This is a genomic window from Flavobacteriales bacterium (assembly GCA_016716605.1).
In the GTDB taxonomy this organism is placed as follows: domain Bacteria; phylum Bacteroidota; class Bacteroidia; order Flavobacteriales_F; family PHOS-HE28; genus PHOS-HE28.
In genome coordinates this window covers 2,536,160-2,548,948 of record JADJWA010000001.1, presented here as the reverse complement: position 1 = coordinate 2,548,948, position 12,789 = coordinate 2,536,160, and the positions used below count along the sequence as shown (strand labels likewise).

13 protein-coding genes are annotated in these 12,789 nt (G+C 62.2%); 8 read left to right on the top strand and 5 right to left on the bottom strand.

What is annotated here, in order from left to right:
- Positions 1-70 precede the first annotated feature (70 nt).
- Together IPM12_10230 and IPM12_10225 are read right to left on the bottom strand one after the other, a co-directional pair.
- Positions 71-1,498, bottom strand: coding sequence for a DUF2330 domain-containing protein (locus IPM12_10230; protein MBK9148176.1), 1,428 nt, complete (start codon positions 1,496-1,498; stop codon positions 71-73).
- A gap of 18 nt (positions 1,499-1,516) precedes the next feature.
- Positions 1,517-2,434: an RnfABCDGE type electron transport complex subunit D gene (locus tag IPM12_10225; protein MBK9148175.1), complete on the bottom strand. Its 918-nt coding sequence runs from the start codon at positions 2,432-2,434 to the stop codon at positions 1,517-1,519.
- 107 nt (positions 2,435-2,541) lie between these two features.
- On the opposite strand from IPM12_10225, the gene IPM12_10220 reads away from it, so the two are divergent.
- Genes IPM12_10220 through IPM12_10210 form a run of 3 tightly spaced genes read left to right on the top strand, consistent with a single transcriptional unit; the run spans position 2,542 to position 4,061 of the window.
- The gene (locus IPM12_10220) at positions 2,542-2,964 is read left to right on the top strand and encodes a response regulator (GenBank protein MBK9148174.1); all 423 of its coding nucleotides are present in this window, start codon (positions 2,542-2,544) and stop codon (positions 2,962-2,964) included.
- A gap of 35 nt (positions 2,965-2,999) precedes the next feature.
- Positions 3,000-3,368, top strand: coding sequence for a response regulator (locus IPM12_10215; GenBank protein MBK9148173.1), 369 nt, complete (start codon positions 3,000-3,002; stop codon positions 3,366-3,368).
- 9 nt (positions 3,369-3,377) lie between these two features.
- On the top strand, positions 3,378-4,061 hold the full coding sequence (locus IPM12_10210) for a HAMP domain-containing histidine kinase (protein MBK9148172.1): 684 nt from the start codon (positions 3,378-3,380) through the stop codon (positions 4,059-4,061).
- On the opposite strand, the gene IPM12_10205 is transcribed toward IPM12_10210, so the two are convergent.
- Entirely contained in the window at positions 4,062-4,991 is a 930-nt protein-coding gene (locus IPM12_10205) for an NYN domain-containing protein (protein ID MBK9148171.1), read from the bottom strand.
- Between the two features lie 61 nt (positions 4,992-5,052).
- Here IPM12_10205 and IPM12_10200 point away from each other — a divergent pair, with 61 nt between their 5' ends.
- From IPM12_10200 to IPM12_10185, 4 genes are all read left to right on the top strand, one after another.
- Positions 5,053-5,613, top strand: coding sequence for a hypothetical protein (locus IPM12_10200; GenBank protein ID MBK9148170.1), 561 nt, complete (start codon positions 5,053-5,055; stop codon positions 5,611-5,613).
- Between the two features lie 44 nt (positions 5,614-5,657).
- Positions 5,658-6,974: a sensor histidine kinase gene (locus IPM12_10195; GenBank protein ID MBK9148169.1), complete on the top strand. Its 1,317-nt coding sequence runs from the start codon at positions 5,658-5,660 to the stop codon at positions 6,972-6,974.
- 79 nt (positions 6,975-7,053) lie between these two features.
- Positions 7,054-9,219 (top strand): S9 family peptidase, encoded by a 2,166-nt coding sequence (locus tag IPM12_10190; protein ID MBK9148168.1) that lies wholly within the window; start codon positions 7,054-7,056, stop codon positions 9,217-9,219.
- 61 nt (positions 9,220-9,280) lie between these two features.
- Positions 9,281-9,742 (top strand): OsmC family protein, encoded by a 462-nt coding sequence (locus IPM12_10185; protein ID MBK9148167.1) that lies wholly within the window; start codon positions 9,281-9,283, stop codon positions 9,740-9,742.
- An 8-nt stretch (positions 9,743-9,750) separates the two neighbouring features.
- Here IPM12_10185 and IPM12_10180 read toward each other — a convergent pair whose 3' ends face one another.
- On the bottom strand, positions 9,751-11,088 hold the full coding sequence (locus IPM12_10180; protein ID MBK9148166.1) for a carboxypeptidase-like regulatory domain-containing protein: 1,338 nt from the start codon (positions 11,086-11,088) through the stop codon (positions 9,751-9,753).
- A gap of 81 nt (positions 11,089-11,169) precedes the next feature.
- On the opposite strand from IPM12_10180, the gene IPM12_10175 reads away from it, so the two are divergent.
- On the top strand, positions 11,170-11,661 hold the full coding sequence (locus tag IPM12_10175) for a J domain-containing protein (GenBank protein ID MBK9148165.1): 492 nt from the start codon (positions 11,170-11,172) through the stop codon (positions 11,659-11,661).
- Between the two features lie 45 nt (positions 11,662-11,706).
- Here the strand turns inward: IPM12_10175 and IPM12_10170 are convergent, their stop codons facing one another.
- Entirely contained in the window at positions 11,707-12,774 is a 1,068-nt protein-coding gene (locus tag IPM12_10170) for a branched-chain amino acid aminotransferase (protein MBK9148164.1), read from the bottom strand.
- Positions 12,775-12,789 lie beyond the last annotated feature (15 nt).

Genomic DNA, 12,789 nt, shown 5'->3' with positions numbered 1-12,789 from the left:
TTGTGCAGCGAAGGTACCCGGTGCCGCGCGTTTGGAATTGACGGAGGTCATGGCCTTTCGCCGATCCAAGCTATGCGAGTTTCCAGCGGCGTCTTGCGGTGTATTCGACCAGCGCGAAGGCCAACGCCCCCAGCATCGCGATCATCCAGCGCCCGCCCATGCCTCCTGGGCCATTGAATGGCACCGGTGGCGCGACCGTGTTGCGTCGCTCCGGGCTCATGCGACGCCTCACCTCATCCGCGTAGTCGCGGTGCTTGTCCACGTTCCATCCGGTGAGTGAATGGAGCTCTTCCAGTTCACGATGGCGGCGGTAGTAGAGCTGCTCCAGGTAATCCTGTCCATCGGAGCAGGTAAGGTCGCCCTGGGCCGGGTGGGTGAGGACGTAGCGTGCTTGGAAATGCTCGGTGTTGGGCGTCACTTGAAAAACGAGGTCCTGCGGGAAACGATCGCGGGAGTAGCGCACATGCAGCCGTGTGTAGAAAGTGGGAGCGCCCTGCTGGCTCCAATCGGCTCCGGCCTGCGCGAATTCGCGTGGCATGGGCGGCGGGCCCACGCAGGGGTCGCACTTCATGCCATTGAAGCTGGGCGTCACGTTCCACGCGTACTCCAGGAAGACCGTGTTGCGGCCCTCACGGCGATGCGCCCGCGCGAAGAGATCCTTGTAGAAAGGACCGAATCGCTGCTTCGCGAAGAGCGGGATGTTCCGGTCGCTGGGCACTTTCACCGTGCGATAGTTCACGCACTCCACACGGCCCGTGCGCGTGAAGGCATGCACGATCATGTCCTGCGAGCCGTTGCTGTTGGCCATGCCCAATCGGATGGGCAACATGAACTTGTGGCTCTCATACCGGATCTGAATGGGCCGCAAGGTGCTGTAACCCGATGCCTGGAGTTCCTTCAGGTTCACCTTCACCACGAAGAACTTCAGGTTGCTCCTGATGTAGGGGTCCAGCACTTCGTGCGCCGTCTGCGGGATCTTGTACCCATTCTCCATCAGCCATTCCTTAAGGCCCACGCTCTCCTTCGCGCTCAGGATCAGGATGTCATACTCCCCTACCGTGTAACGCGCCTCGATGGTGACGCCTTTGTCCTTGGCTTCACGTTCCTCTTGCTTCATGGCCGAGGCGGACCTCGGAGCGGCCACGCTCTCCTGCATGTCTGCATTGCTATAGAGCCAGCGCTGGCACGGATTCTCATCATAATACTCCACCAGCCGTGGCGCGCTGTAGGCATCGAGCGCATCGAATACACGGCGCTCCACCACCTTGATGTCGTCGCGCAGAAGCACGGTGGGCACGGGCACCACCAAGGCAAAGCCCTTCACGTCGCCCTTGAAGTCATTGCTCATGGTGAGGATGGTGCGCTGGCCGTCGCGCACGAGGATCACCTCGCTGCGGTCGTTGAAGAGCGTGGCATCGGCCTTGGCCACATAGAAGCCGCAGAAGGCACCGGCTTGGTGCGCCATGAGCGCAAGGGCGGGAAGCAGAAGGGTTCTCATGTCTATTGAGGTTGAGGGTTATTGGAGCATCCGGTCAATGCGAGGCCTGCTTCCTGGCGCAACCGTGGAAGTAGGGCGAAGCAGGCTCAGTGCCTGTGTCTCGGATTCACTGCTGGCTGGTCGGTCGACCGCATTCTTCATCCACCGGAACGCATCGCCCTTCCAGAGCCGGTCGATCAATGGAGTGAAGGCGCTGACGATGAGCAAGGCCCAGATCGGCGTGGCATTCACCCACCATTTCCAGCCGAGCACGAAGGCCAGCAGCGCGATGGCGATGCTCCATCCGATGCGCGCGCCTTGGGCCTTGGGCGTGGTCATGGGGTCGGTGATCATGAAGAAGGTGAAGAGCAGCACCGATCCGTTGCTCATGCGGTGCAGCCACACATCGGGCTCCCAGCCCAGATAGAGCACCTGCCGCGCGAAGTCCAGCGCTGCGAATACGCCGAGGAAGGCCAGGCTCGTATCGATGCGCCCCACGCGCAGCACCACCATGAAGCCAGCTGCGCCCACCAGGAAGGCGAGCGTGGCGCCGCTGCCCCATTGCCCCGGACTAACCCACCCATCGCCTGTGAGCAGCACCGCGGCGGCGATCCCGAGATTGCCGGGATTGAACACATGCTTGCCATTGCTGCGGATCAGGAACTTGCTGGCGATCGCCACCGTTGCGCCCAGCACGAGCACCCAGGGCGATCCTGCGTTCAAGAGCAGGCTCATGCCCAATCCGGTGACCATGGCGCTCTTCATCGAATGCCAAGGCAGCTTCAACCAACGGATGAACAAGGCTTGCACCGTGAGACAAGTGGCGAGGAGGACCAGGTACCGGCGCCACTCGGCATCCCATTGCAGCATCGCGATACCATAAGCAAGGAAGGCCGATAGGAAGAGGATCTGGAAATGGCGCGCATCACGGCGGAGGAAATCAATCACGGCGTTCATGAGGGGTGTCTTCGGGGAGCGGTACCCGCCCGTGCAGCCGAGGTTCGATCCCGAAGGAACATTCGATCCTCGAGCACCGTTTGAGGCGCCTTATCCCAGCATTTGGAATGACCCAAGAGACCCTCCAGCACACCGCCGTGCGCCACATCATCGTGGTGGACGATGAGGAAGACTGCAACTTCGTGACGAAGCTGGTGCTGAAGAAGGCCGGCTATACGGGCCAATTGACGTGCTACACCAGCGCCACCGAAGCCCTGGAGCATTTCCGCAAAGGGCAGGACCTGCCTGACCTGCTCTTCGTGGACATCAACATGCCGGCGGTGACCGGCTTCGAGTTCCTGGCCACCTGCGAATCCGAGGGCCTGCTGCCCAACGGGCTCACCAGCGTGGTGATGTTCAGCAGCAGCAACCGCCCCAGCGACCTGGAGCGCGCGCTATCCTTCCGTAGCGTGATGGGTTATGTCGAGAAGGCCCTCTCGGTGGATAGCTTCGAGCGCGTATTGGCTGACCGCCTCGCCAGGCGGAAGTGAAGTTGGTCGCCGCAAACCTCTCCCACGGACCAACCATGAAGAAGATCCTGATCATCGAGGACGAGGCCATCATCTCGTTCAGTTACCGGCTCCAGATGGAGCGCATGGGCTTTGAGGTCACCGGCACGGCCAAGAGCGCAGAAGAGGCGGAGGCCCTGCTGCGCGCCGAGCGCCCGGACCTGATCATCATGGATGTGTACCTCAAAGGGCCGAAGACCGGCCTTGAGCTCGCCCAGGAGATCCATGCCAGCGACCCCATGCCGATTCCCATTCTATTCCTCACCGCCAGCACCAAGCCGGAGGTCGTGGAGGCCATTCGAGCGCTCAAGGGCTGCCACTACCTCCCCAAGCCCATCAACAGCGATAGCTTGGAGGACACGCTCCAGCGTTTCGCCCGCGAATGAGCCATGGTCATGAAGGCTTCGCCTGAGCAGGCAGAGCGGTTGCACCGGTTCGCGCACGACTTGCGCAATCGGTTGGCCGCCATCCAGCAAGTGCTCGGTCAGCTGGATGGGAGCTCGGAGGCGGATCGCACAGAGCTAATCGCCTTCGCGGAGCAGCAATACTTCAAGGCCATGCGCGCCTCAGAGGACCTGCTCGATGAATTCAAGGTGGAACGCTCCCCGTCCATCGCAGCACCCGCTCCGGTTGATCTGGGTGAATGCATGGAGCACGCGATCGATTCCTTGAGCCACCGGTTCGATCGCAAGCGGCAATCGGTTGAGCGGCGCATCGCAACTGGCCTTATGGCCCAAGGCGATGCACGCCTTCTCGAGGAGCTCTTCGCCGCCCTGCTCAGCAACGCCTCGAAATTCAGCCCGGCCGGCACCTCCATCGCGGTGGAAGCGAATCACGATGGCAAGCACGCCGTGATCACCGTTCGCGACCGCGGCATCGGACTCGACGCCGAGGATCTCGCCCATGTGTTCACGCGCTATGCCATGCTGAAGGGCCGCTCCACCGCTGGCGAAGCCCAAGGTCGTTCATCCCTGTCACGCGCCAGGCAATGGGCCGAGGCCCACGGGGGCACCCTGACCGGGCATAGTGATGGTCCGGGCGCCGGCTGTGCCTTTACCGTGCGCTTGCCGATGGCCTGATCAAGCGGCTCCCTCCGCCGGCCAGGTGATGTTCTTGGCCACGCGCTGACCACGGTGATTGATCGCCACATTGAATTCCACCTCATCGCTCACGGACAATTCCTCGAAGCTGATGCCCTGCAGGTCGTCATGGCGGAAGAAGAGGTTGTTGTCCGGGTAGCGGATGAAGCCATAGCCGTTCATCAGGCTCATGATGGCGCTGCGATGGCGCTCCTCGTCAACCAGTGTAGGGGCCGGCCGGTCTCCCTCAGGCTCGGCATCGCGGGCATCGCGCGTCACGAACATGTCGCGCACCACCTCATCATCGTCCTTCAGCCCTTCCTCGATGAGGTCGTGCATGGGCATGGGATAGCTCACCTCGTTCCACAGGTCCGTGCTGGTCTTGGTGGTCTGAACCTCGCCGGTCTCCTGATCCGTGAACTCAAAGTCCCATCCCAGGAGCATGGTCTTGCAGCCCAAGGCGTGAAGCTTGCGCACCAGGGGCATGTGATCGCTATCGCTGGCGATGATCACGGCCACATCGAAGCGCTTGAGCATGCACAGCTCATAGGTCTCGAGCGCCATGAGCACGTCGATGCCCTTCTCGCGCTTGCGGCCCATCAGGTCCTTCACGGGCAGATAGTGCGTCTGCACGCCGTTGTACATGAGCACATCGTCGAACACGCGGTCATAGTATAGCTGATTCGTCTTCTCCATGGCATCGCGCGCGCTGAACCGGCCACGGAAGAAGTGCGCGTCGATGATATGGCACAGGCTGGGGCGGGTGCCCTCGCGCTCGGCCAGGCTGTGCTTAATGAACTCATGGACCCCGCCGATGTGCAGCCTTCGGCGGTGCGGATGGACGTAGTTGTAATAGTTGCTCACGTGGGTGAAGTAGCTGCCGTCATAGAACACGCCCACTTTCAGGGCCACGCTTCCTGTGCTGCTCATGCTTGAAGTGAATAAGGTCGCCAAATGTAGGCCCGCTGCGGAGCCCGGCTAACTTGCCGCCATGTTCGCGCGCTGGTGCGTCAGCCTGATCATGTGCTGCTCCTGGGTTGCTGATGCCCGCGGCCAGGATCCGGAGCCAGGACAGCCCATCTCCTATGCCCGATCGATCTCAGTGCCGCTGAATGCGGTTCTGCTATTCGACAAGGCCCATGATGCGTGGACCTGGACCTTCGGCAAGGAGCCGGGTGCGAAAGTGCTGCGGTCAGACCGCGAGAACGGCGTGCTGGAAGGCATGGCACGGGTGAATTTCCGCTCCGAGGGCATGTGGCTCAGACAGGAGAGCATGGGGGTGGTGCAGTACCATGTGACCTTGACCGCGCGCGCGGGCGAATGCACCGTAAGGGTGACCCAGTTCTCCCACACCGGCAACCGGACCTCGCCGCGGGGTGGGGTCCACTTGGGCCAGCTTACGCGCTCCCCGGACCCGCCCACGCGCATCCGCGGCGCGAGCATCCCTTCGCGTAGGCGTCTCTACGCGGAAGTGAAGGATGTCGCCGAATCACGGGTGCAGGCGCTCCTTGGCGCATTCGAGGCCAAGCTCCGCGCCAGCGCTGAGCCCTGAACGCGGCGCAACCCGTGGGGCGCACCGCCGTTGAAAGGCGGCGCATGTCCCATTCTCCATTCCACGCATGGCGCCGATGGCCCGTCGCCGCCGGATTGCTCGCCCTTCTCTTCATCGGATATGGGATCAGCCTGGTATCCCGTTCACGGATGGTGCAGGAACGCATCACCAAGGAGGTGCGCCTGCTCGATGCCCTGAGCCAAATAGGCGACGAACTCCATCGCTTGAACGTGGTGCATCGCGTCGACGTGAACAGTGGACAGCACCAATGGCCCGCCGGCCTGGATGAGTTGCAGCGCCGCGCACTGAGCATTGATGCTTCATTCGCAGGGCTGCCCGGCGTTGAGCGCCTGGTGCCCGACCTCCTACCGGCGCTCACGCAGGCCGATTCGCTGCACGCCCAGGCCGTGCTCCGCGGCGACCACATCACGGACCTGAGATCCGTGGAGGCCGTGTTCCAGATCATGATGGGCCGTGCGCAGAAGGCCATCGACCGCAACGCACGCGCGGTCCACGAGAAGGGCCTGAGCGCGCACTCAAGCACGCTCAGCCAGCAATGGAACGAAGCCCAGGTCCTGCTCATCGCAGCTTGCCTCCTGGCCGTGGCCATGGCCTGGCTCGTGGGTGCAAGGGGCAAGCTGCTCGCGGAGAGCCGCTCGCGCGCGGAGCAGCTCGATGCGGCGCGGCAGAGCGTGGAACGAGCCAACCGCGAGCTCCGCGAGACCATGCTCAGCAAAGAGGAGAAAGAGGTGATGATCAAGGAGATCCATCATCGCGTGAAGAACAACCTTCAGATCGTGAAGAGCCTCATCCGATTCCAGATGGACCAGGTGAAGGATCCGCGCACGAATGAACTCTTCAATGAATGCGTGAACCGCGTGAGCGCCATGGCCCTGGTGCACGAACAGACCTACCTCACCAAGGACCTGGCGAACATCCCTGTTGATGGCTACCTGAACAGCCTGGTGCGCGACCTCGTTTACGCCTATTCCGTGAACATCAAGCTGAAGATGGACATCGATATCAGCGTGAAGACCCTTACCGTGGACACGCTGGTGCCCCTCGGCCTCTTGGTGAACGAGGTGATCAGCAACAGCTTCAAATACGCCTTCCCCGGGCGCAGCAGCGGCACCATCACCTTCCACCTGCATGGCAGTGAGGCCGATGGCTTGCGCATGCGCGTGGGCGATGACGGGGTGGGACTCAAGAGCCGCGATGGCTTCCATCGGCCCAACAGCCTTGGCATGGAGCTGATCCATACCCTCGCCGGACAACTCGATTGCGACATCCGCTTGCTCGACGAGCCGGGCACGCAATTCGAACTGGCCAGCCAGAAGCTGTCCCGCCGCAAGGTGGCCTGAGCCAACCGCTGGTCACTCCCTCCCTTCCGCGCGCATTGCATTCTACTGGTAGCTTGGCCGTCCTTCATCGCGAAGCACCATGCACAAGCCTCTTATCCTTGCCCTGCCCTTGGCTCTTCTCGGCGCCTGTGGCACAACCGAGCAGCCCGTGGAGCGAATCACCTACCCGGAGACCCGCAAAGACTCAACCGCTGGCGACGAACTGCATGGCACCTGGGTAGCCGACCCCTACCGCTGGCTCGAGAACGATACCAGCGCCGAAACAGCCGATTGGGTGAAGCGGCAAAACGCGGTCACCAACGCCATCCTGGAGAAGGTCCCCTTCCGCAGCGCACTGGCCAAGCGCTACGAGGAACTCTACAACTTCCCGAAGGTGTATGGCCCCATGCGCGTGGGCAATCTGTATTTCGTGTGGAAGAACAGCGGCTTGCAGAACCAAGCCGTGATCCATGTGCGCGAAGGGCTCGAAGGCCAGGACAAGGTCTTCATCGACCCGAACCAGCTCGATCCCGCGGGCACCACCACCTACAATCCCATCGGCACCAGCAAAGACGACCGATACATGGCCGTGAGCGTGCAGAAGGCCGGCAGCGATTGGCAGGAGATCATGGTGTACGACCTCATCACCCTGCAGCCTACCACTGACCTGATCAAGTGGAGCAAATTCAGCGGCGCCTCCTTCTATAAGGACGGCTTCTTCTATAGCCGCTACCCCACGCCGGCCAAGGGCACCGAGCTCAGCGCGGCCAGCAAATTCCAGAAGGTCTATTACCACAAGCTGGGCGATGCGCAAGAGAAGGACCAGCTCGTTTGGGAGAACAAGGACAACGGAGACCTCTACGTGGGCGTTGGCGTCACAGAGGAAGAGGAATTCGCGACGCTCTACATCAGCACGGGCACCAACGGCTTCGAGATGCACTTCCATGATCTGCGCAGCGGCGGCCTGCCCTCACCTGCCACCAAGTGGGTGCCCCTGCAGACCGGATTCGACCACAAGACGAGCATCATCGACTTCGTACCCGCCACCGGCAGATTCTTGGTGATGACCGAGGTGGATGCGCCCAACTACCGCTTGGTGGAGGTGGATCCGAAGAACCCCGCCAAGGAGAACTGGAAGGACATCATCCCCGAGGCCAAAGAGCTGCTGCAAGGCGTGAGCACCGGCGGCGGGAATCTCTTCGCCGAATACCTGAAGGATGCCACCAGCCGCTTCTACCGCTTGAAGCTCGATGGCAGCGGCAAGCAAGAGATCGCATTGCCCGACATCGGCAGCGCGGGCGGCTTCGGCGGCAAGCGAAACGATACCTATAGCTTTTACAGCTTCACCAGCTTCACCGATCCGGGTAGCATCTTCAAGTACGATTACGCCACCGGGCAGAGTGAAGTGTGGTTCCGCCCTGAGCTGAAGTTCGACCCTTCACAGTTCGTCACCGATCAGGTCTTCTATCCCAGCAAGGACGGTACGAAGGTCCCGATGTTCATTGTGCGCAAGAAAGGCGTGGAGAAGAATGGCCAGAACCCCACCCTGCTCTACGCCTACGGCGGATTCAACATCAGTCTCTCCCCCAGCTTCAGCACCAGCCGAATGCTCCTCCTGGAGCAAGGCGGCGTGTTCGCGCTGGCCAATCTGCGCGGCGGCGGTGAGTACGGCGAGGACTGGCACAAGGCCGGCATGAAGGACAAGAAGCAGAACGTGTTCGATGATTTCATCGCTGCCGCTGAATACCTGATCAAGGAGAAATGGACCGACAGCGCGCACTTGGGAATCAACGGCGGCAGCAACGGCGGCCTGCTCGTGGGTGCCGTGATGACGCAGCGCCCCGATCTCTTCGGGGTGTGCTTCCCGGAGGTGGGCGTGCTCGACATGCTGCGCTACCAGAAGTTCACGGCCGGCTTTGGCTGGGTGCCCGAGTACGGCAACGCCGAGAACAGCAAGGAGGAGTTCGACTACCTGATCAAGTACTCGCCCTTGCATAACTGCAAGCCCGCGAAGTACCCCGCTACCTTGGTGATGACCGCCGATCACGACGACCGCGTGGTGCCCGCGCACAGCTTCAAGTTCATCAGCGCGCTGCAGCCCGCGCAGCAAGGTGATGCGCCAGTGCTGATCCGCGTGGAGACGCAAGCCGGACACGGTGCTGGCAAACCCACCAGCAAGATCATCGAGGAGCAGGCGGATAAGTGGGCCTTCTTTTTCAAGAGCGTGGGGATCACGCCCACTTTCGCTGGGGAGGCGAAGCATTAAGTCGCGAACAAGCCAAGGCAGCGCCCGGTCCAGCGATGGATCGGGCGTTTACTTTCACCCCATGTCCGATATGCACCTTTATGCGGTGGAACTGCTGTGGCGCGGTGACCATACGCGGAACTATGAGGAATACACGCGCGAGCATCTCATCCGCATCAATGGCAAGAGCGAGATGCGCGTCACCGCCGACCGTGCATTCCGCGGCGACGGGAGCTTGCACAATCCGGAAGACCTCCTGCTCGCCGCGCTCAGCAGCTGCCACCTGCTCACCTACCTCGCGCTCTGCGCGCGCGCGCGCATCAACGTGCTCAGCTATCGCGATCAAGCCGAGGGCGCTCTCCTGCTCACCAAGGATGGCGGCGGGCATTTCACCAAGGCCGTGCTTCGGCCCCAGGTAGTGGTGGAGGGCATGGGCATGATGGAGAAGGCCCGCTACTTCCATGGTGAGGCGCACAAGTACTGCTTCATTGCGCGCAGCGTGAATTTCCCGGTGAATTGCGAGCCGACTGTTTCCGCAGCCTGAATCAACCCTTACTTCAACCGCTCCCGGTACAGCGTCCGCTTCTGCGTTGACCCATGGGGCCGGTACACGTAGTACGCGTGGCCTTCATGCACCTGCACATCCTCCGGGAACGGGTGCACGAGCATCGAAGGCGCGCCCATCGATCCATCCCGCGCATCAACCGCACGCAGCCAAGTGCGCGGCCCCTGCCGGAAGAGCGCGTACACCTGCCCGCCGTGTTGATCCTGGATCAGGGCCTTGGCCCAATGCCGCTCCCCGGCATGGCGCATCGCGACTTCCGTGATCGCGGTTCCATCGGGCAGGAACCGGCGGATGCGCTCCCTGGCGTGGTCGAACACGCATAGTGTATCGCGAACCACGAATAGCGGAGCATAGGGTACCTTGAAGTAGAGGTCCTTGTGGAAGCCGGTCATGAAGCCCGCGATGATCTCGCGGTCGATGCCGGTCTCGATCTCAAGGTCCATGGCGATCACCTTGTCGGGGCCGCTCATGTACTTGTACTGGCTGCGGAAGAGCTCCATCATGAAATCATCCTGCACGGTGCAGAGCAGCCGATCCTTGCCAGCCTTCAGGTCGCGCGCGAAATGCTCGAATGCCGGATACGCCTCATTGCGGTTGTTGCCGAGCAATCGGCCGCTGATGCTGTCGGTCCAAGGCAGCACGGCTTCACGCAGCAGCTCCTGGTCGATGCGGCCGAGCACCATCCCGTCCCCATCTCGGCGCGCCATCCAACCTTCGTCGCGGCCCTCCACCACGGGCCTTCCAGCATGGTCGCGGTGCATGGCGCGCGCATCCGCGGGCAAAGCCGCCGTGGCCGTTTCGCGCAGCATCGTATCGAGCAGCACGAGGCGTGGCGCACGCATCACGCGTTGCCCCGCATCGGCCTGCGCATGCCAGAGCTGGGGCTTATCGTAGGCCAGCACCCAGAGCCCTTCACCATTGGCGAGGAAGCCGCCGACGTGCAGGTCAGGCCGTTGGAACACCACTTCGGGCGCCTGCCTCGCGCGCACTTCAGCGGGATCGAGCAGGATCACGGCACGCTGCAAGCGTGCGATCAGCGTCTCACTGGTTTCCAGCTCAAACGCGAGCACCTTCAGCTTGAGCTCCGAATACCCCGTGAAGCTGATGCGCAAGGACGCATCCTCGCCGCTCATCACGGACATCTGGAATCTGCCGGTGGCATCGGCGACGGCGCCCTTCACAGAGCCCGCCAAGCGCACGTGGGCGCCTGGGAGTGGCAGGTTGGTCTCCGCATCGAGCACGATGCCATTGAGCGCAACGGGCTGCGCCGACAGGCACATCGGTGCCAGGGCCAGGACAGAGAGGGCAAGGATCCCGGTGCGCATGCGTTGCCGTGGTAAGATAACTTGGCGCTGCCGATCGCATAGAAGGCGGCCGGAATCCGATCAAGACTGAACCAAGAAGGCATGCAGCGATCGTTGCGCTACGACCATTACAAGGTGCTCGGCGTGCCGCGGGATGCCACCACGGATGAGGTGAAGCGGGCCTACCGGGAGCGCGTCAAGCAATGGCACCCGGACCGCAACGATTCCATCAAGGCCAGCGAGGTCTTCCATGCCTTGCACGAGGCCTACCTCACACTGAAGGATCAAGGCCTCCGCACCGCCTACGATGAGCAGCTCCGCTTCTATCGTTCGGCCGAGGAGGCCGCTGCGCCCCGTAGGCCCACCTTTAATACCCGAGCACGTCGAACTGCGGTGGAGGATGGGCCGGCAACACGCGCCGACCGAACGCTCTTCCACAGCTTGCACCTCACAGGCCTGGCCTTCGGCGTGCTCCTGGTGAGCGGCATCTGCATCGGCTGCGGTTTCTTCGGCTGGCCCTCTTACGTGCTTCTGTTCACCCTGCCAGGCCTTGCCGTGCTGCCGGACAGCATCGCGGGCCTCAGGGCCAAATGATGGAAGCCGCCAAGAGGCGGCTTCCAAAAACATGCTGCGTATGGCTCACACCGGCACCACCCATCCGTATGGATCAGCGATGCGCCCGCGCCGGATGTCATCGAGCTTCTTGCCGATCCGGTTGGCGAGCTCCCGCGTTTCCACACCCGGGAGGTCGTAAGTGGCACCATCGAAGGCGATGGTCTGGATGTGCGCGATGGTGGCAGCGGTGCCGGCCCCGAAGGCCGAGCGCAAACGGCCATTGCGCGCTGCGACCTCCACTTCCTCAACGGATACGCGGCGCTCCTCCACCTTGATGCCCTCATCCTTGGCGATGCGGATGATGCTGTCGCGCGTGATGCCGCGGAGGATGGTGCCATCGAGCGCGGGGGTCACCAGCGTGCCGTCGATATTGAAGAACACATTCATGGTGCCGCTCTCCTCAATGTATTGATGCGTGAGGCCATCCGTCCAGACCAGCTGGTGGAAGCCCTGGTCCTGGCCCATTTTGGCCGGGTACAGCGCTGCCGCATAGTTGCCACCGCACTTGGTCTCACCGGTGCCGCCCGGGAAGGCACGGCTGTAACGGGTCTCGATCTTCACGCGCACGGGTTCATTGTAATAGCCGCGCACCGGGCATGTGAAGATGATGAAGCGGTACCCGTCGCTCGGACGAACGCCGATGAACTCATCACTGGCGAAGAGGAAGGGCCGGATGTAGAGCGACGCATCCTCGTCATCCGGGATCCATGATCGATCGGTGCGGATGAGCTCGATGAGCGCTTCGAGGAAGATCTCCTCAGGCACGGGCGGCATGCACATGCGCTCAGCGCTATGCTTCATGCGCGCGATGTTGTCCTGGGGCCTGATGAGGTTGATGCTTCCCTGAACGCTGCGATACGCCTTGAGGCCCTCGAATATGGTCTGGCTGTAGTGCAGCACCAGCGATGCCGGGCTCATGCTCAGGTTCGCGAACGGCTCGATGCGCGGTTTGCGCCAAGCGCCATCGGCGAAGTCCATCACGAACATGTGGTCGCTGAAGACCCTGCCGAACTTGATGTTCTGCAGGTCGGTCTGCGGCAGCCGCGAGGCCTTGGTGCGCTCGATGGCTATCTTTTCGCCGGTGGTGATCATGCGCGTCGTCTTTCT